Origin of the sequence: Winogradskyella sp. (genome assembly GCF_028289625.1) — a bacterium.
GTDB lineage: Bacteria > Bacteroidota > Bacteroidia > Flavobacteriales > Flavobacteriaceae > Winogradskyella.
On the sequence record NZ_JANQOM010000047.1, the window covers coordinates 25,481 to 45,569 of the forward strand.

The 20,089-nt window shown below is 33.6% G+C and carries 18 protein-coding genes; 9 read left to right on the forward strand and 9 right to left on the reverse strand.

Annotation, left to right across the window (positions count from 1 at the left end):
- Positions 1-2 precede the first annotated feature (2 nt).
- Positions 3-701: a LytTR family DNA-binding domain-containing protein gene (locus Q0992_RS09955; RefSeq protein WP_299523265.1), complete on the reverse strand. Its 699-nt coding sequence runs from the start codon at positions 699-701 to the stop codon at positions 3-5.
- A 1-nt stretch (position 702) separates the two neighbouring features.
- Positions 703-1,677 carry a sensor histidine kinase gene (locus Q0992_RS09960; protein WP_299523268.1) on the reverse strand — a complete coding sequence of 325 codons (975 nt, stop codon included), beginning with the start codon at positions 1,675-1,677 and terminating at the stop codon, positions 703-705.
- Between the two features lie 356 nt (positions 1,678-2,033).
- Between Q0992_RS09960 and Q0992_RS09965 the strand changes: the two genes are divergently transcribed.
- Positions 2,034-3,350: a serine hydrolase domain-containing protein gene (locus tag Q0992_RS09965; RefSeq protein ID WP_299523271.1), complete on the forward strand. Its 1,317-nt coding sequence runs from the start codon at positions 2,034-2,036 to the stop codon at positions 3,348-3,350.
- A gap of 87 nt (positions 3,351-3,437) precedes the next feature.
- Here Q0992_RS09965 and Q0992_RS09970 read toward each other — a convergent pair whose 3' ends face one another.
- The 3 genes from Q0992_RS09970 to Q0992_RS09980 are packed head-to-tail and all read right to left on the reverse strand — an operon-like array spanning position 3,438 to position 4,922.
- Positions 3,438-3,848, reverse strand: a complete 411-nt coding sequence (locus Q0992_RS09970; RefSeq protein WP_299523274.1) for a hypothetical protein — start codon at positions 3,846-3,848, stop codon at positions 3,438-3,440.
- A 24-nt stretch (positions 3,849-3,872) separates the two neighbouring features.
- A complete protein-coding gene (locus Q0992_RS09975) occupies positions 3,873-4,430 on the reverse strand; it encodes a hypothetical protein (protein ID WP_299523277.1) in 558 nt (185 codons plus the stop codon).
- A gap of 12 nt (positions 4,431-4,442) precedes the next feature.
- Positions 4,443-4,922 carry a hypothetical protein gene (locus tag Q0992_RS09980; RefSeq protein WP_299523280.1) on the reverse strand — a complete coding sequence of 160 codons (480 nt, stop codon included), beginning with the start codon at positions 4,920-4,922 and terminating at the stop codon, positions 4,443-4,445.
- Positions 4,923-5,099: 177 nt separating this feature from the next.
- On the opposite strand from Q0992_RS09980, the gene Q0992_RS09985 reads away from it, so the two are divergent.
- Together Q0992_RS09985 and Q0992_RS09990 are read left to right on the forward strand one after the other, a co-directional pair.
- Positions 5,100-7,031, forward strand: coding sequence for a sensor histidine kinase (locus Q0992_RS09985; protein WP_299523283.1), 1,932 nt, complete (start codon positions 5,100-5,102; stop codon positions 7,029-7,031).
- Positions 7,028-7,657: a response regulator transcription factor gene (locus tag Q0992_RS09990; RefSeq protein ID WP_299523286.1), complete on the forward strand. Its 630-nt coding sequence runs from the start codon at positions 7,028-7,030 to the stop codon at positions 7,655-7,657. Before Q0992_RS09985 ends, Q0992_RS09990 begins: the two co-directional genes overlap by 4 nt.
- On the opposite strand, the gene Q0992_RS09995 is transcribed toward Q0992_RS09990, so the two are convergent.
- The 4 genes from Q0992_RS09995 to Q0992_RS10010 form a co-directional block, all read right to left on the reverse strand.
- Positions 7,652-10,483, reverse strand: coding sequence for a CHAT domain-containing protein (locus Q0992_RS09995; protein ID WP_299523289.1), 2,832 nt, complete (start codon positions 10,481-10,483; stop codon positions 7,652-7,654). The genes Q0992_RS09990 and Q0992_RS09995 overlap by 6 nt on opposite strands.
- Before the next feature lie 87 nt (positions 10,484-10,570).
- Positions 10,571-11,434, reverse strand: coding sequence for a hypothetical protein (locus tag Q0992_RS10000; RefSeq protein ID WP_299523292.1), 864 nt, complete (start codon positions 11,432-11,434; stop codon positions 10,571-10,573).
- 11 nt (positions 11,435-11,445) lie between these two features.
- Positions 11,446-12,084 carry a hypothetical protein gene (locus tag Q0992_RS10005; protein WP_299523295.1) on the reverse strand — a complete coding sequence of 213 codons (639 nt, stop codon included), beginning with the start codon at positions 12,082-12,084 and terminating at the stop codon, positions 11,446-11,448.
- 7 nt (positions 12,085-12,091) lie between these two features.
- Positions 12,092-16,129 (reverse strand): leucine-rich repeat protein, encoded by a 4,038-nt coding sequence (locus Q0992_RS10010; protein ID WP_299523298.1) that lies wholly within the window; start codon positions 16,127-16,129, stop codon positions 12,092-12,094.
- Between the two features lie 114 nt (positions 16,130-16,243).
- Between Q0992_RS10010 and Q0992_RS10015 the strand changes: the two genes are divergently transcribed.
- From Q0992_RS10015 to rpsI, 6 genes are all read left to right on the forward strand, one after another.
- Positions 16,244-16,789, forward strand: a complete 546-nt coding sequence (locus tag Q0992_RS10015; protein WP_299523301.1) for a sigma-70 family RNA polymerase sigma factor — start codon at positions 16,244-16,246, stop codon at positions 16,787-16,789.
- A gap of 3 nt (positions 16,790-16,792) precedes the next feature.
- Positions 16,793-17,506, forward strand: a complete 714-nt coding sequence (locus tag Q0992_RS10020) for a hypothetical protein (RefSeq protein ID WP_299523304.1) — start codon at positions 16,793-16,795, stop codon at positions 17,504-17,506.
- 8 nt (positions 17,507-17,514) lie between these two features.
- On the forward strand, positions 17,515-18,474 hold the full coding sequence (locus tag Q0992_RS10025) for an L-threonylcarbamoyladenylate synthase (protein WP_299523307.1): 960 nt from the start codon (positions 17,515-17,517) through the stop codon (positions 18,472-18,474).
- 130 nt (positions 18,475-18,604) lie between these two features.
- The gene (locus tag Q0992_RS10030; RefSeq protein ID WP_299523310.1) at positions 18,605-19,039 is read left to right on the forward strand and encodes a universal stress protein; all 435 of its coding nucleotides are present in this window, start codon (positions 18,605-18,607) and stop codon (positions 19,037-19,039) included.
- A 195-nt stretch (positions 19,040-19,234) separates the two neighbouring features.
- Complete coding sequence (gene rplM, locus Q0992_RS10035) at positions 19,235-19,690, forward strand: 50S ribosomal protein L13 (protein ID WP_299523313.1); 456 nt, start codon at positions 19,235-19,237, stop codon at positions 19,688-19,690.
- Positions 19,690-20,076 (forward strand): 30S ribosomal protein S9, encoded by a 387-nt coding sequence (gene rpsI, locus Q0992_RS10040; protein WP_299523315.1) that lies wholly within the window; start codon positions 19,690-19,692, stop codon positions 20,074-20,076. Before rplM ends, rpsI begins: the two co-directional genes overlap by 1 nt.
- Positions 20,077-20,089: the final 13 nt, after the last annotated feature.

Below are 20,089 nucleotides of genomic sequence, written 5' to 3' on the forward strand. Positions count from 1 at the left end.
ATCTAAATTCTATTTAAAACTGCCTTTTTATAAGATTTTCCAATGGGTAATTTTATATCGTCTTGAAGAATGATTTGATTCCCCTCAATGAGTTCTACATGGTTAAAATTAATAATATAGGATTTATGGATTCGTAAAAAATGATTTGGCAATTTTTTTAAAAAATCTGATAAGGTTTGGGGTGTGAGAATCATATGATTTGTGTAGATTTTTATGTAGTTACCGTAAGCTTCTATATAACTGATCATATTAAACTCTATTTTAATAATTTTCTTATCACTCTTTACAAAAATTGATGTTTCTTCGTTATCATGGTTACTATACTGTACTATACCTTTTTGGGATATTTGCTCACGAACTTTTAATACAGCTCGTAAAAATCGTTCTAAAGAAAAAGGCTTTAATAAATAATCGGTAACAGCTAAATCAAATCCTTCTACCGCATACTCAGTATATGCTGTAGTGATTACAACATTAGGCCTCTGTTTTAATGTTTTTAACAAAGCCAATCCTGAAAGTTTAGGCATATTAATGTCCAAAAAAAGAATATCCGCTTGTTGCTCTTGCAACAACTCTATCACTTCAAAAGCGTTCTTGCAGATTCTCACCAATTCTAAGTTTGGAGTATCTGCTATATAATTTTCTAATATCTGACGTGCAATCGGTTCATCGTCAGCTATAATACATTTTAAAGTATTCATATTACAAATCGAGTTTTAACTTAACCTCATAAGTTCCATCATTTGAATCAATTATCAACTTGTGTCTTTCTGGATATAAAAGTTCTAAACGCTTTTGAGCATTTTTTAGTCCAATACCACTTTCACCTGATTCCATAGGCTTATCAACTACTTTTTTATCAATTGAGTTTACGGAAGAAAAAAGCAACTTGTTATCTATAACTTCAACATTCACTATAACACTGCTCCTCTCTGTATCAGTCTGTACTAAATGCTTAAATGCATTTTCAACAAAGACGATTAATAACATCGGTGCAATCTTATTTTTGGATATTTCGCCTGTTATACTAAATTTAATGTCTGTCCGATCTTCTAACCTAATCTGCTCTAAAGACATATAATTTTCTAAATACTGTAACTCTCTTTCCAAGGCAACAAAGGTCTCTTTTGTATCATATAAACTGTAGCGCAATAAATCCGATAGTTTTAACATCAAATCTGGCAATTTATCAGATTTAATAACCGATAAGCCATAGAGATTATTTAGTGTATTGAATAAAAAATGTGGATTTAATTGCGCCTTTAAAAGTTTTAACTCAGCATTTTTGTCTTCTTGTCTTCTTATAAAGCTATCCCTTGAAATTTTAATTGCGCTACCAAAAGTCAAGGCTAAAATCAAGATTCCGAAAATGCTCAAAAATAGCATTAGCGTAAACGCTCTTTCAACACTCTGTAATAAGAAGTATAATATAATTACTGAAAAAACAGTTACATTTAAAATAAACAAGGTTGCAAAACGCAACCAATTTTTATTGAATAGTGGAAGAATAAACAAATTATTTATGTAGATAGCAGGTGAAAACAGTAAAATGATATAAGCAGCGGTCAATGCTCTATTTTCGGCCTGAACGGCACCTGTAAGAATTAGAAAGAGACAAAACCAAATAAATAGATTCTGAACTATCTTATTATCAACCCAACTATCTAGTTTTGACATATTTTATTGAATTAGTTTTTAGATAATCTAAGTGCTTTTTAATAACCCTATCCCTAAGGCTTAATTGAAGAAATATTTTTTTATAAAACCCATTTTGGGTCTTTAGCGTAACCTATACTACATCTTAGGCATTCCTTGATACAATAAGCCTTTAACATCAATCAAACTTACGTTATTAGAATCGAACTTCATTTTTTTAATGGCAACTGTTACAGTTTTAAATGCAAACAGCTCTAAAATACTGATAAGTGGATCATTATCCCTTTATCATTTCTTCAAATTCGTTTGTCATTTTTTTTTGTCTAAGAGCAGTAGATATGGAAATATTTGAACTATAAATTCAAAAATCACATATTATGAGATCACTTAAAAAAGCCATTACACTTTGTTTGATACTTCTTATTACAGGCATAACATATTCACAAAGCAATGCTTTGAATAGCTTATCTGAGAAGTATAATGCTCAACTAAAACAAAAGCAAAAAGGAATTGGTTTACTTATAAAGAAAAACAATACTACAGAAACCATTGCTCTTGGTGATTATAACCTGACGTCTGAAAAGGTTTTTAGTATTGGTAGTGCGACTAAAACCTTTACAGCAGTTTTAGTTTTACAGGAAATGGAAAGAGGCAACCTAAAACTATCAGATAGTATTGGAGCCTATTTGAGCCCTATAGAAAATGTAGAAGGCTCATTAACCATAGAATCATTACTAAGCCATGAAAGTGGTTTAGATGAAGTTGTTGAAGCGAACATTCTAGATGTTTTTTTTAAAAAAGATGATGCCCTTTATAATCAGGATTTCCTTAAACAAATCGAACCCCATAAACCAGAAAAAGTAGGCACATTCCAGTATTGTAATACCAATTATATGTTACTAGGTGAAATTTTAGAAAAGATTAACGATAAGCACTATTTTGATTTGCTCCGTGAACGGATATTTATCCCTTTAGGATTAGACAATACCCATTCTTACCTCCACAAGAATATTAAAGATTTAGCAATTCCAACACATAGAGGAAAGGATGTTTCAAACTACATTGACCATCGTTTTTATGGAGACATTCCTAATGCAGCCGGTAGTATTGCCTCAACCTTAACAGATATGGAAATTTTTTATAGTTCGCTCTATGAAACCGAAAAACTATTAAAAAAGGAAACCTTACAGCTTATGCTATCTTCGGGGAATGACCTTTACGGATTGGGAATTTTTAAATTGAGTCATAAAGACAAAACCTACTATGGTCATGGTGGTAATACCATTGGTTATGCCTTTAGTAATGCTTACGACCCAGATAGTAAATCTATGTATTTAATATTTGCCAACGCGGTCTCAATGCCCACAAAATCCATTGAAAACGATTTAATGGGCTATTTAAATAATGAACCCATTAAAGATTTTGAAGATGTAGATATTGATAGTTTTAAAAATTACGAAGGTAAATACCTCTTAAAAGAAGCCAACCTTATATTAAAGATTGTTATAGAAGATAAAAAGATATTCTTGGTAGGTGAAGCACAAGGCGTTAAAAGCGAACTCAGTCAAAAAGACGAAAACACCTTAATAGATCTCGAAACTGGTGTTAGTCTTACTAAAAACAACAATGATTCTGAGAGCTTAACTTTCAGCCAACAAGGATTTACTACTGTTATCAAAAGAATTAAGGAATGATAAAATAAGGTTTTGATGGAGATAATTAATAATCTTCATCAAAACCAAATTTGTGCTAATTGGTGTTGAGTCAAATTAATTTTTTAATCAAAAATTCTGAAAGCTTAGGTCAAAGACTTCGCAAAAGCTTACAATGCGTGGTTCATCCGCTAAGGATTCTGGCCTTGACTCCGTTCGTACAGACACATTGGCATCAGCGACAACTACATCATCGGTTTGTCTTCGCACCTGAACGTTAATAGATTCACCATCTTCTACCAACAGATTTAGAAATCCTGTGCCTTGAGCAGGTAAATCAATAAAGGCTTGAATGTCGCGATATGACACTACAAAGGTGACTGAATAACTTGGAAAGCATCCACCAATACCGCGATCATTATTAAACGTTGCCAATACATTGATACGGTCTGGTTCTTCATTCTCGTCTTCCTCTTCGTCACACCCTAAAAAGAGTGTAAAGCAAAGGAAAAAAGCGAATATATATGTTATGGTTTTCATGTGCATTATGTATTAATTAATCTTCTATATATCTGGTTTTATAGTCACCGTGCAGTTAATGGAGACATCTGTTATAAAACTTACCGGGTTATCCGAAACAGATCCCGAATAGAAAAAAGCAATCGCTCTAAGTTGTGTTAATGCTTCATTTACCCTAGTGAAATCGCCTTCTAACGTAAATAATGTATTATTAAAATCGGCTTGTGCTAAGTTAACTACTGCAGTTTCGAACTCTTCGCCAGCTTGTCCGACTGCAATTACAATTTCACCCTCGACAAAAGCATCTGAGTTTCCAACGACATCTTTATAAAAATAGCGGACGCTATTAATTCGTATTTTGGTGATTTCGTCAGAATCACCCAAATATTCCATGACATTAGGGTCTTCCCTAAAATCCCATAGCCCTGTATTGGATTGAAAATCCATAGGCGTTTCTGGAGTTGGTACATTTGGAACATTAATTTCCAATTCCGTGATAAATGTCGTTTCTATATCAATCTCCTGCTCTAATAATTCTTCAACTTCATCACAGTAAAAGAACAGTAAAGGGCAAAAAAGGAAGATGCATTTAAGTATTCTCATGGCAATACACATTTAAATAGGACACTCTATATACCCTTCAATCGGTTCTTCTTCACCTGTTTGTAAGTTCCTCATTGTTCCTTCAAAGCGCATGCTCGTGGCTGTTCCGGCATCGACTAAATCCACACTTCCAGAAATACTTACATAAGTTTCAACAACAACGCCATTGTCTGTTATCTGAAGGACTAAAAAAGCATCACTTGATTCATTTAATTCATCTCTGAGATTAAAAGTTGCCGATATACAAAAACCTTCGTGGCTAACGGCAATACCATAAGTCAATCCATCCAACTGATAAAATCCAGAATACACGCAAATGGTCTCTAATCCGCCTTGGGATTCTACATTACAGCCGCCTGTTGCTTCTGTAGTTTCACCTAAAAAGGTTACATAACTGTCATTGATGGAACCACCACCATCGTCGTCGCTACTGCAACCACCTCCTTGTAGCACAATAAGCAAGGGTATTAGTACAAGTAATTTGAGTTTCATAGTTAATAGCTTTATGGTTATTTGGTATAAAACTATTGCCACTAAATCTCATATCATATACCTAATTGTAGGTATATAAGATTTTAGCATAAGATGATACTTTTGAGCACAACCCTATTGGCCTCAAATGGTTGGAATTAAATATTTAGTAACTTTAGTACTTAGCTATTAATCATTATGACTAAGCACCTTCTGATTATATTATTATTAGGGCTATTTTTTTCTTTGTCGTATTCGCAAACCAAAGCGATAGATAGTTTAATGGTCATTATTGAAAATACTTCTGACCCCTTTGAAATAGCTAAGGTGAATTTATTGTTAGCGAAACTCCATGAACGGATAGATCTTAATAAAGGAAAAACCTATGCTTATAAAGCTTATAATTATAAAAATAATGATTCTCTTTTGGCTGAAACCAATAATCAGTTGGGGCGTTTTCAGTTTTTTACTAATGAGTTAGATTCAGCGACCGTATTTTTTGAAAATGCAAGAACGCTATTAGAAAAACACAATGGTGAAAAACGTGTGGCCATTATTAATATAAGTCTTGGGGCTATAGCTTTGAGACAAGGTAATTATGAAAAAGCCGTCTCAATATTAACAAAGAGTGCCTCTTTTTTTGAAGCCACTAATGACGATCTTAATGCCGCCAAATGCTACAGTAACATTTCGAGTGCTTTTGCCGAACTAGAAAACTTTGACAAAGCCATAGAGTATAGCAAAAAAGCCTTAGAGGTATTTAAGGAAAATGAACTTACCCAATTTCAACTCATCACATTGCCTAATTTAGCCACACAACATTACAAAAAGGGAGATACCATTAAAGCTATAAACTATTATAATGAAGCAGAGCGACTAGCTAATGGCCTGAATGATAAGCGATCGTTGTCAATGACTTACAATAACCTTGGGAATATTTATTTGGAAACTGATGTTGCTAAGTCCAAAGCGTATCTTGAAAAAGCCCTTGCCCTTAAAAATGAGCTTAATTTAACTTCGGGTATAGAAATCACTAAAAGCAATCTGGGTTATATCTATCTTAAAAATAAGGATTACCAACGCGCTAAGTCATTGTTAAGTGAGGCTTTAATCAATGTGAAGGGAAAACAACAAGTGTTTGTTTACAATAATTTGTCTAAGGCGTATAAAGGATTAAACAGCTATTCCAAAGCCTTAGAATTCTCAGAAAAGGCAAAAATACTAAACGACAGTTTATTAAGTACGGATAACCAAAAAACGATTTTAGATATTCAAACCAAATACGAAACTGAAAAGAAAGAAAAAGAAATTTTACAACTTCAGACGGATAATTTACAAGCTAACTATAAACGAAAACAAAACCGCAACCTATTACGTGCCGCCTTGGGTGTACTGGGTCTATTATCGGTATTCATTTATTTGCAGTTAAAAAATGCACGTAGAAAGCGAATCATTTTAGAACAAGAGCATACCATTAAGGCACAGGAATTAGAACAAAAGTTATACGAACAAGAATTGGATGGTATTGATGCCATATTAAATGCCCAAGAAGAAGAACGCTCTAAGATGGCTTCTGATTTGCATGATAACCTAGGAAGTAAGGTCGCCACACTGAAGCTTTATCTCGAAAGCTATGATAATAAGGATGATTTTTCAGGCTTTTACAACAAACTTAAAACCTTAATGAACGACACCTATAACGAAATCAGAAGTATTTCAAAAAACAAAAACTTTGGTGCCAAGATAGACAAAGGTCTCATACCATCCACAAAAAGTATTGCCAAACAAATCTCAGATTCAAAAAAGATTGACATTAAGGTCATCAATGTAGACGTTAATAAGCGTATAGAAAATACTTTGGAAATTCAGGTATTTAGAATTATCCAAGAACTACTAACCAACATTATTAAACATTCTGCTGCAACAGAAGCTGTAGTTCAGTTTTCCGAACACGAAAACACACTAAACATTGTGGTTGAAGACAATGGAAAAGGATTTGATACTAATGCTGCCAAAGTGGGAATCGGTTTAGTTAATATCGAAAAACGAATCGATAAAATTGATGGAGAATTTATAATTGACTCATCCAAAGGTAATGGTACTACCATAATTTTAAACATTCCTATATGAGCATCAAAGTTATCATAGCAGATGACCACCAGCTCTTTATTGATGGTATAAAATCCATATTATCAAAAGCTTTGGAAATTGAGACTATTGGCGAGGCTAATAATGGTGTTGAAGTTTTAAAGCTTTTAGAAAATGGTCTTTCGCCAGACATCATACTTACAGATATTAGAATGCCTGTGTTGGATGGTGTTTCCTTAACAAAAACCTTAACCAAAGACTATCCAAAAATTAAGGTGTTAGCACTTAGCATGTTTGATCAAACACCTGATGTTATAGAGATGCTCGATGCTGGAGCAAAAGGCTACGTCACCAAAAACGTTGAAAAAAAAGAGTTGATTACCGCAATCCATACACTAGTTAAAGGGGATTATTTTTTCAGTGATACCATTCCAAAAGAAATTAAGAATTGGTTTAATAAAGAAAGTAACTTATCCCAAGAATCTGATTTAACCAAAAGAGAAAAAGAAATCCTACAGCTAATCGTTAAAGGTAGAACCTCATTAGAAATAGCAAATCAACTCCATTTAAGCAAGTACACTATTGACACGCATCGAAAAAATATCCACAAAAAATTGGGTATAAAAACTAATGCTGGTTTGGTTAATTATGCTTTAAAGCATTTATGAACTTAGTCCTTGATTTAACCTTTTCTTACGCAAATTATAGAATATTGAACCAATGAAAATAAATGCTAGTCCAATAATAATCCAATACAGCAATTCATTTGAAACGCTCGAACTAACAGGAGTATCCTGACCATATAACACAAAACCCGCCCAATAATAAGGCTCAGCGAGTTTAGTACCTTGATGGTCTTCTTTAAACTTTAATTTGGCATACTTTAGAGCTTCTGATTTCGCTTCGCCATTTTTTAAGTTTTTGTAGAAATTTACCATGATTTCCTTAGTCGGTTGATCTGGCACTTCCCAAAGACTGGCTACGGTTGCTGGAACTCCAGCAAATGTAAACGCACGCTGAAAAGATTCAATATCTGATCCTGAGTTACTTTTGTCAACACCAGTGTTGCAAGCACTCAATACAGCCAAATCTGCACTGAGGTTTAAGCCATATATTTCTTCAAGATACAAATCATCGGATTCCGAATTTTCATTACTGAATAGTAAGCGACTTATACCTGACTGGCTATTATCAATAACAGCGTGCATGGCTAAATGAAGTAATTTATGACCGGATGCTGTTTGAATAAAATCACGTTTTGTTAATTCTTTTCCGCTATATAGATGCGAAGAAAACAGCCCACTGATTAATTCCGATTCCTGCTTAGCCCCTTCCAAAAAAACAGGCTTACTTCTTACCACAAATGCTTCGTTAGACTGTGGATATTCTGGTGCATAAATAGCCAAAGCATTATTATGTTCCCCTTGAATTACCGAAGGAAAAATAAAGCCTAAGCTTGAGGTATAACTGATATCATATGTTTCAATTAAAAGCTTCTTATCTCTAACCAAAACCTCAAATGGTAGCTCACTCAGTTGGGCATCTGGATTTATAATAACATGTTCAATATTAGTGTCTATTTTTGGTAAAATTAGCTTTGCTAGTTCTATTGCTTTTTGATTATTGAAGTTTTTATTTCTAACCTGTTCAATGAAAAGATTGGTCAACTCACTTTCAAATGTAGACCATGGTTTAAGACTAAAGTCAAGACTCTTGTTTGTGATTGAATAAATGGCAATTTGATTCTCAAAAACCACATACTTAATAACCAACGCGTCATCCGCTAATTGATTCTTTAAATCTTCCACTTTAATACTAGCTGTATTGAATAAACTTAGATTTGGAAAGGTCTCCTTAGTATATTTTTCAGTTTGACTCAGTAATGTTTGTAAAGAGTCTGATTGGCTTGTATTCTTTTTATATTTAAAGTTAGCAATCAATTCTCTGAGCTCATAGTTGCGAACTTGCAGTGAATCGAGTTGTGGGAAATTACTAAGCTGTCGGTTCTGGTTAAACTTTTGCCAAGCAAGTTGATTCTGTATGTTTTCAAAGCGATTTAAAATGTCCATTGGATTTTCATCTTCTATATATCCTTGCTTGCTATTATTCAAAATCCCTTTTAAAATTTGACGTAAATACGTCTTCTGCGTCTTATTAAACTTTCGCTTATCGTAACTGTTTTCAAACTGATTAAAAGCTATAGGATATAATTTGGCTACAATTTTATTCACTAAGCTATCCTCTGGGAAGTATCGATTTAGTTCTTCAGCTATTCTAAGTACTAACTTGGTATGCCCAAATTTTGTGCTCGGCTTAAAGTTGCTGAAATCATCTTTTAGAGCAACTGAATCTGAATGCACTTTCTGGATGGCGTTAAAGAATGTTGCTACAGTATTATCTTTTTGTTTTTGCTTTGCTTTTATTAAGCCTTTTTGTGCTAAGAAAAATGCACGTCTGGGATCAGATTCGGAGAGACTATTCAATAATTGATTTATTTCCTTTTCCGCAATTTCCAGTTGATTAGATAATGCTAATACTTTTACCCTATTATATTTTAAAGAAAGTAATGTACCTGAATAATTTTCATTTTCTATGAGATCAATAGACTTATTGATATAATTGAAGGCTGCAACTAGATCTTCTTTAGTTGTTTCTTTTTCTGGTTTTCGACTAGCATACCAATCTCCTATGTGGTTTAATGCGGTCGTATAATAAATACCATCTCTCTTAATATCAAAATCCGGAGCTTTATGATAACTTTCAAGATTTTTTAGTGTTGCCATCAATTCTAGACTATCAGATTTGCTCTTACCGTATTGATACAATTGATACACTTTACTATAAGCCAAAATTATTTCATACTTATGTCTAAAACCGTCTGCATCAGTAACCAATTGGTCTATTGCTTCCTTATTTTCGTTATAAAGATTTTCCGCTTGACGTAAATACATTTTTGCGTCTGTAATATTGCCATGGTATGCGCATTGCTCGGCAACAAAACGGTATGAGGTTATGAGATAATCATAATCTGGATTATCAACACTGGTTAAATATTTTATAGCATTTAATGTTGAATTAAAGGTTCTTCGGTCTTTACCACTATAACTTTCTGCCGAGGCTTTATCACTATATAATTTTCCTTTTAAAAGTCTTCCTTCTTCCGAATTGTTACAATAGATTAATCCAAATTCGGCACTCTTTATGGCTTCCAAATAATTGTTTAACTGGTAATGCGCTTTATTCTGATATTTATATAATCGGGCGATTTCAAGACTATCCTCGATAGGTGCTTCAACTAACTTTGCGATTTCATTTTTGCATAATATAAAAAGTGAATCATATTTTTTTTGAGCTAAAAGGATGCTGGCTCTATCACTGGATTTTACATTTAGTGAATCTAAACTTTGTATAAAAAAAGAATTACTCGCATTGGATAAACCAAGGTTAGCAGCAAAAAAAAGTAAGGTGAGTCTTAGCTTAGCGTTGATGGCCAATGTAATCTTTATTTTTTTGAAATTAGAATTCTAAATTAGAATAATTAGAGCGTTATAACAAACGCTCTAATTATTTAAACCTTCCATTTATCTATTGTTTAAAAACGTTTTGATATTAACCTTGATTAAAATAGTACCTGACCCCTCATTTAACACCTTGCCATCTGGTAAATATTGAGAGTTTTTTGATTTACATTTTTGCTCTTCCTCTTGCGAACTTGCTGCTCGCTTTTCTACACATTCTTCAATTACATCTCCTCTATATTCTGCAACAAACTCAGTTTCATTAAACCGTTTTATATACAAGTAACCCGAAAACGTATTTGTATCCGTGAGCGTTTTATCATTATAGAAATATATTGAATATACAGAGCGTTCTTTATATTCATCAATATTATCAATGTTTTTCATAGTGGTTGAATTATCCAACGCACTTAGCTGAGGTTCCATTAGAGCCATTAGTTGTTTTTCTGCTTCTTGAGGTGAAATTTTACCTTCTTGTAATTGCTTTGCAATCAGTGCACCTTTTTCCTTAATTGCTTCAGCATTATTTTTTAACTTAACCTCTTCAGCCTTATCCCTTGCATTCTCATATTGACTTAATTCATTAGAATTAAATTCATATTCTGCTAAGCCTTCTTGTAAATTACTTACTCTAAGATAAACACTATCAGTTTCTTCTATTGGAAATTTAAATCCACGTTTAAAGTCCACATCGAGAATTAAAGACTTACCATCAGGACAGTTGGTGCAATTATCGGTTTGAAACTTCGGATCACGTTTGTCAATTTCGTGAATGGCTAGTGAAATGGTCTCATTAGAAATTTGTGCTTCCACAACTTCTAAATCCGTACTAAATACATTACCGTTTGCAATTACTTGTTGCTGTGCATAGAGAGATATGAGGCTAAGACATATAAGTCCGACAGCCATTGTTATTTTAACCTTCATAATTATAGATTTTAGTTTACAAATCCTGCTGATTTTGCTATGGCAATAGCAATGGATTTATAGTCTCGGTTTTTTGCCTTTTCAATGTCATTAAATGGTGCACCTGGAGCTATAATTTCTAATGTATAGCCTTCAAACTTTATTTCTAGCTTGCGCAACTTTGCAGTCCAAATTGCGGCTTGGCCCATATCAAGAACCCATTCTGAGCTCTTTCGCATGCTTTTCTTTAAAGCCCAAGCTTCTTCCCAATTTTCACCAGATCCTGTGGCTTCTGCAACATCTGCCATGTATTCATTAGATTTGATTTCTCTAAACACATTTATTGTACCTGTAAGATGATCAAATTTTTGATCGCTCATTTTAACATGAATCATACATCCTGGTTTAGGATTGACATAACGTTCTGATTTTGTTGGATCAGTTATGATTATCGCATCCTCTACGACACCATATTTTTCAGCCAATAATGTTGCGCTCATCTTATCACAAGCACTCATTCCTTCCTTATAATCTATTAGGTTGCCTTTAAACTTCTTGTTTACAAAAGAAGTGTCTCCTAAATCTTGACCAATTATTGTTTGTCTATCTCCTAAGCAAGATGTGCAAAACGCTATAAGTAATCCCAATGTTAATAAATGTTGTAGTTTCATAATTGTTTTATTTGATTAATAGCTTCTTGTTAATTACAGTTGATTCATTCTTAACTTGTAGCACATACAAGCCTGTTGATAAGCCTTCAAGATTAAGACTATGGTTTCGTTGGTTAATATCCTTTGCTATCATTACCTCTTTCCCTGTCATATCAAATAACACGATGTTTTGTATTGCAGCATTAGTTTCAATCGTAACTTCAGCGTGCGCAGGATTTGGATATAATTTTAAAGTTTCTAAGGCTTCATTTTCTCCAACTGACAATGTACTATCTAATAGTTCTAAAGTAAAATCACCAACCAGATTGAGATTTTGCACAGAGCGACCGCCAGGATTACCTCCTATCCAAAGTTGTAGATAATATGTTTCACCAGGAATTAAATCAGTTACCTCAACTGTACCAGAGTCACAACTTATAGGTTCTACCTGATTACAATCGTCATAAATAGCGATATTAACATTAATGTTGTTTAATGCTGAACTGGCTATTGCGGTTACTAATCCAGAAGAAGGTGCAGTAAATTGATACCAGACATCAATTAAAACAATGGTGTCTTCTTGACAACTTGGAAAACTAGCAGATGAAGTTGCACTTATCGTAGTACCAGCAACAATATCACCTAAGGTAAGCGGTTGAGCTTCGATACAGTCATCATTACTTGGTGCACAATCGGCCCCAAAACTCACCTGTGAATCAAAATTAAATTGTGGCTCTGCGTTAGACCAGTTTGTATTACTATAAGCTACATCATCTACTTCAATACAGGTTAACTCTGGATTATTCTGAGCTTCAAAGTTTGTAAAATTCACGTTGTTTCCGTTAGTAGCAATGAGAGAGACAAGATCGTTATCATTACAAAATAATGTCGTTAGGTTTGAATTTTGACTAATATTTAACTCAACAATATTATTGCCAACCACACCCAAATTTTGAAGATTACTAAGCATAGTAACATCAATCTCAGTTAGATTGTTTTGGTTAACAAAAAGCTGAGTTAAGAGTAAGTTACTAGAGACATCTAAACTATCTAAACTATTACCATTAAGACTTAGACTGATAAGATCTGAATGATTGGATAAGCCTAGTTCTGTTAGATTATTTAGAGCTAATAGTATTGTAGTTAGATCGGTGTTTTGACTTAAATCCACAGATGTTATATTATTATTAAACGCCGTCAAAACTTCAAGATTAATAAAAAATTCAATCCCTGTAAGATCAGATATATTATAACTATTTACATCAAGATCTGTAACACCTAAGGCATCACTTTCTTGCATAAATCCATTAATAATACCATCTGAATCTATATTTAAATCAATCAAAGCCTGTTCAAAATTTGGATCTGGAATATTGATTAAATTATCACAATTGATATTAAAAAAAGATTGTGAATCAAAATTGAATTGAGGTTCTGCGTTCAACCAATTGCTATTACTATAACTTACATTGTCCACTGTAATACAAAACAAATCAATATTGTTCTGTGCTTCAAAATTTGAGAAATTTGTATTATTTCCATTGTTCACTTTTAGTGACACTAAAGCATTATCGTTACAAAAAAGTGTAGTGACATTTGTATTTTGGCTTATGTCAATCTCTAAAATACTGTTAGAGCTTAAACCTAAGTTCTGAAGACTTGAAAGCATTGCAACATCAATAGTTGTCAAGTTATTTTCATTTAAAAACACTTGAGTTAAAAGTAGATTATTTGATAAATCGATAGCGTTTAAATTATTAGCATTTAGACTTAAACTTATAAGATTAGGATTGTTAGAAAGATCTATTTCGTTTAAATTATTTAATGCCAAAAGTATAGTGGTTAGCTGTTCGTTTTGGCTTAGGTCTACTTCCTCTAAAGTATTATTGAAAGCTGTTAACACTTCTAAATCTATAAAAAATTCGATACCCGTTAGATCCGAAATAGCATAACTATTTATATCTAAATCTGTGACACCTAATGCATCACTCTCTAGCATTTGACCATTAATCACACCATCTGAATCGATGTTTAAATCAATCAAAGCCTGTTCAAAATTTGGATCTGGAATATTAATGACTTGAGGCACACTTGCAGTTATATTCCCAAAATCTTGCCATACAGCTACATTACTATAAAGAGATACTGTACCATCCGGCACCATTAAAGTCATCGTTGAAAGGTCTAGAGTATCAAAAACATTGGCATTGATTGCTAAAGGAGTATTCCAATTAACGGTAACTTCTGTTAGCGCAAAATTATTCCTAACTAAAGAAGACCCTAATGATGTTACCGTTGATGGGATATTAATGGACTCTAAACTATCACAAAATGAAAAGGTTAAAACTCCTACCTCTTCTAAACCTTCATTTAAGTTTATACTGGTTAGCGCAGAACAACCTTGAAATGCAGTGTTTTCAATAATTTGATTAGAATCAGAGAATGTGACATTTTGTAGTGAAGTACAACTTGAAAAAGCACCTTGAGGAATAGTACTGACATTAGGCATTGTAACATCTGTAAGGCTATAACACTTGGAAAAGCTAAATGCTCCAATAGCTGTTACTGATTCTGGAAAAATAATTTCTTCAAGATTTGTGCATTCATGAAAGGCATCTGAACCTATTGAGGTTATAGACTCTGGTAAATTAATATTGCTAATCCCTGTACATTCTCTCAACAAACTGTTAGGTATACTTAACAAAGAACTTGGTAATATAACTTCAGTTAATGATGGACAATTTCGAAACATGCTTTCGCCAAGGCCAGTTATGTCATCAGATAAATTAACCTCATTCAGGTTGGGGTTATTTCTAAAGATGCCAAACTCAAAATTTGTTATTGTGCTAGGGATTGTTACACTCGTTAAACCAGTGTTTTCAAAAGCTCTAGTTCCTAAGGTAGTCAGTGACGCTGGAAAAGAGATTGAGGTCAAAGCTGTACAGTTTGAAAACCCTTGTTCACCTATTGAAATTAATGTGTTTGGTAATGCTATGTTGGTAAGACCAGAGTTATTAAAACAACGTTCTGAAATCGATGTTAATGAATTTGGTAAACTAATTGTTGTTAAGCTTGGGGTATTTTCAAACGCTAATCTATCTATACTTGTAACCCCTTCAGGAATCGTAACCGAATTCAATAAATCACACTCTCTAAAAGCTCGCTCACCTATTACAACTATATTAGATGGAATAGTTACAGATTGTAAACTATCACAACCTTCAAAAGTCTGATCTGGAATTACTGTAATTTGACTTGGCCAATTTGTGATGGTCGTCAATGATGTACAGTTTTCATAGATTTGCTCGCCCATGCTAATAATAGAATCTGGCAGGTCTACTTCAGTTAAAAAAGCACAATTTCGAAAGACGTAACCATCTAATGTTTGAACTGAATTTGGCAGGTCAATCGAAGTTATTGGTGCACCAGCGAACGCGCCAAAATCGATTGTTGTTAATACCGAATTAGTCTCAAATGTTATAGATGTTAAACCTGGTGCCGCTAATGAAAACTGCCCGATAGTAGATACGGTACTAGGAATTTCAATACTCCCTAGACTCTGGCAATTACTAAATGCAAATTCATCAATTGTTACCAAACCAGAATTTAATGTCACATCGTTAAGGTTATCACAACTGTTAAAGGCATATCTTGTTAAAGTCTCAAGTGATCCAGGAATTACAACCGATAGTAAACTATCACAATTAGTGAATGCGTTTCTTCCAAGAGACTGTAGATTATCTGGCAAGTCCAATTCTAATAAATTGGTACAACCAGCAAATGCGTATTGACCAATAGAAGTAACAGTATTTGGAATGGTTACTTCAGTCAGTAGAGTGCAATTGTTAAATACATCGACATTAATTCTAATAACACTATAGGCTGTCCCTTCATTTGCTACTGAAGCCGGAATATCCACAATGCTTTGGCAAGGTGCCGATAAGACTTGTACTGTCTCGTCGGTGGTATTAATAACAGAATAGGTGATGTCATTAACTGTAAAGATCTGTGAAAAACCAGTGGAGTAGATTGAAATAGTGATAAGGATAAGTAGTAATTTTTTCATGATTTTTAGTTTGATTACACCTTTGGTACATCTCAATGAAAAAAGGTTAACAGCAGCTTAAAAAAATTTATATTTGTTTTTAACTGTTAACCTTTCCTAGTCAAAACAAACTAAATGGTAGAGCATATTCGAGAAGAAGATTTACAACAGCGACTTAGAGCTGATGATAAATCTGCACTTGAGTTTATTTATAAATCATATAAATCAGAGTTTCTAAATTTTAGCAAACGATACGATTTAAATATTGATGACGCTCTAGATATCTATCAAGACTCTGTCATAGCGATGTATCAAAACTTTGTAATGAACCAGTTAGAATTAAGTAATAGCACTATCAAAACCTATTTGTTTGGTATTGGGAAACATAAGATTTACAAGGTTTCTAATCTTAATAAAACACGGTTGAAGATTGAAAACGACATAGAAGAATCTGAGGAGGTGATTACTAAAGAGCATCAACTAAATTATTATCAAAAACAATTGTCAGAGCTAATAGGTAATATATCTGAAAGTTGCAGAGAATTATTACGTTTATTTTATTACAGAAACTTAACTATACAAGAGATTGTGGACCTTACGCAATATAAAGATGCCAATACAGTGAAAAGTCATAAATCAAGGTGTATGAAACGACTAAAATCACTAGTGAAATCAAAATAAGTTATGGACAAGGAAGACTTATTAAAAAAATATTTCAAGCAAACACTATCCGAACAGGAACAAAAGGAATTCTACTTGCTTTTAGATACCGATAGTGATTTTAAAGTGATGTTTGAAGAGTATTCAGATTTTAATTTGGCATTTAAGTCTCATGAAGCAGAGCAACTTAAAGATTTTTTAAAATCGATTGATGACCAGCCTAAAATTAAAAAAACAGTTTGGTATAAAACACCTCTCTTTTACTACTCGGCCGTTGCAATACTAATAATTGCACTTTGCGTACCATTTTTAATGAGACCATCGGCAGATTCATTATATAATGACTACTTCGATACGTATCCTAATGTGGAGCAACCTATTGTAAGAGGTACAGTAAAAAATAGTGCTTACAATGCTTTTGATCTATATGAGAATAATCGTTTTGTGGAAGCTGCTCAAAAATTTGAAGTTATTTTAAAAGACACTAATAATTCTAACCTTAGATTTTATTATGCCATGTCTTTATTGAATTCGAGTCAATATGACTTAGCACAAATCCAACTTTCAGAATTAGACCAACAAGACTTTGATTATAAGGATGAAACTTTATGGTATTTATCTTTAATTCTAATTAAAAAGAAACAAACGCAAGAAGCAATAACCAAACTAAAGGAACTAGATAAATCCAACTCTCCCTTTAAATCTAAAGAAAGAAAACTACTTTTGCAGAAATTATAAGGCAACTGATGTCTATTATTTCTAAAGATATATCAAAGGCAGTAGAACTACTATCTAACGAAGAACTTGTCGCCATCCCAACAGAAACGGTTTATGGATTGGCAGGTAACATTTATTCGGAAAAAGCGATTACTGCTATTTTTGAGACCAAACAACGCCCTTTTTTTAATCCATTAATTGTACATATCCCATCTGTAGACTATTTAGATAAAATTGTTGCATCAATTCCTGAAAAGGCAAGGCTTTTAGCAGATGTGTTTTGGCCTGGACCCATTACCTTGGTATTGAAAAAGAAAAATACGATTCCAGATTTAATTACTGGTGGTAAAGATACCGTTGCTGTGCGCATACCTAATCATCCAACAATTCTAGAATTATTGAATCAATTAAGTTTCCCTTTGGCTGCACCGAGCGCTAATCCGTTTAGTGGTATTAGTCCAACTACAGCCGAACACGTAGAGGCTTATTTCAAAGATAAAATTAAGATGGTTTTAGATGGAGGACCTTGTAAAAAAGGAATTGAATCTACCATTATCGGTTTTGAAAACGATGAGCCTATTATCTATCGTTTGGGATCGACATCCATCGAAGACATTGAGAGTGTCGTTGGCAGTGTCGAAGTAAAAAACAAAAAGGAAGTAACACCTAATTCTCCTGGAATGCTAGAGCGTCACTATGCGCCAAAAACCAAAACAGTATTGACGGATAATCTTCGAAAGTCCATTACGGAACATCAGGGGAAGCGTATAGGTTTATTACTTTACAATGATATTTTGAATGACGATGCTATTGAATTCAAAATTGTACTTACGCAAGACCAAGACCTTGAAGAAGCTGCATCAAAACTCTATGATGCCCTTCACCAATTAGACAAACACGATTTAGATATCATTATTGCGGAACGTTTGCCAAATTACGGTCTTGGTAAATCCATAAATGATAGGCTAATAAGAGCTACTAAACAATAGCTCGTTGTAGTATCGAAAAAATAGCCTTATTCTTAGCGCTATTGATTTTTGTCATTTTTTAAATCTTAAATATTAGTTACCTTAAAAACATGTATTTCACAAATGGTGTTTAATGTTAAAAGATGTAATCATGAAAAATATTTTACTCCCAATAGACTTTAAGGGTAATGAACAATTACTTTTAGATAAAGCCTACGAAATAGCAGAAAAGTTCAACTCAAAAGTATGGTTAATCCATGTCGCTGCACCAGACCCAGACTACATAGGCTATGATGCTGGTCCACAATCCATAAGAGATAGCCGTGCCGAAGAGCTCAGAGAACAACACAAGCAAATTCAAACTTTTGCGAGAAGCTTAACGCAAAAAGGAGTTGAAACAGATGCGTTGTTGATTCAAGGTACAACAGTAGACACTTTAATTGATAAAACCGAAAAACTAAATATAGATCTCATCATAATTGGGCGTCAGACACATGGTATTTTTTACAAGGCAATATTTGGAAGTGTTGCAGACAGTCTGGTAAAAAAAACAGAGGTTCCGATTTTAATAGTACCGTTAGATTAGGTCTTTAATTAAGAGCATATGTTCCTTAATTAATCATGTTAGATTTACACTTGGTTAACACTACTGATTTCCAGTCCAAAAAAAACCTCAACAAGGTTTGCCAATCCAATAAGTTATCGTAAATTTGCAAACTCTTTTTCGGAAGAGAAATGTTTAATCTATCACGCATTTTGCGTGATTATAAATCAAATTGGTGTGGATACATTAAGCTACAAAACAGTTTCGGCCAACAAAGCTACCGTTAATAAGGAGTGGGTTTTGGTTGATGCTGATGGACAAACTTTAGGTCGCTTAGCATCAAAAGTAGCAATACTATTGAGAGGAAAGCACAAACCTAACTTTACGCCACACGTTGATTGCGGAGATAATGTGATTATTATCAATGCAGAAAAAATCAACTTAACTGGAAACAAATGGACAGATAAGACTTATGTCCGTCATACAGGTTATCCAGGTGGTCAAAAAAGCTTGACTGCTACTGAAATGTTTGAGAAAGACCCAACCAGATTAGTAGAAAAGTCAGTAAAGGGAATGTTGCCAAAAAACAAATTGGGATCACAGCTTTTCCGCAATCTAACTGTTGTTGCTGGTGCTGAGCATGCTCATGAAGCTCAAAAACCAAAAACAATTAATTTAAACGAATTTAACTAATGGAAGTAATTCACAAAATTGGCCGTAGAAAGACGGCTGTTGCCCGTGTATATGTTGCTCAAGGAAAAGGTAACATTACGGTGAACAAAAAAGACATGGCAGATTACTTTACTACTGCTCCATTGCAGTACAAAGTCAATCAACCTTTGGTCATGACTAACAATGATGGCAACTTTGATATTACTGTTAACGTATATGGAGGTGGTATCACCGGCCAGGCGGAAGCTATACGTTTAGCATTATCTCGTGCAATGTGCGAAGTTGATGCTGAAAACAGAGCAATATTAAAGCCAGAAGGTCTATTAACTAGAGATCCAAGAATGGTAGAGCGTAAGAAATTCGGTCAGAAGAAAGCGCGTAAGAAATTCCAGTTCTCTAAACGTTAATATCCAACACAAA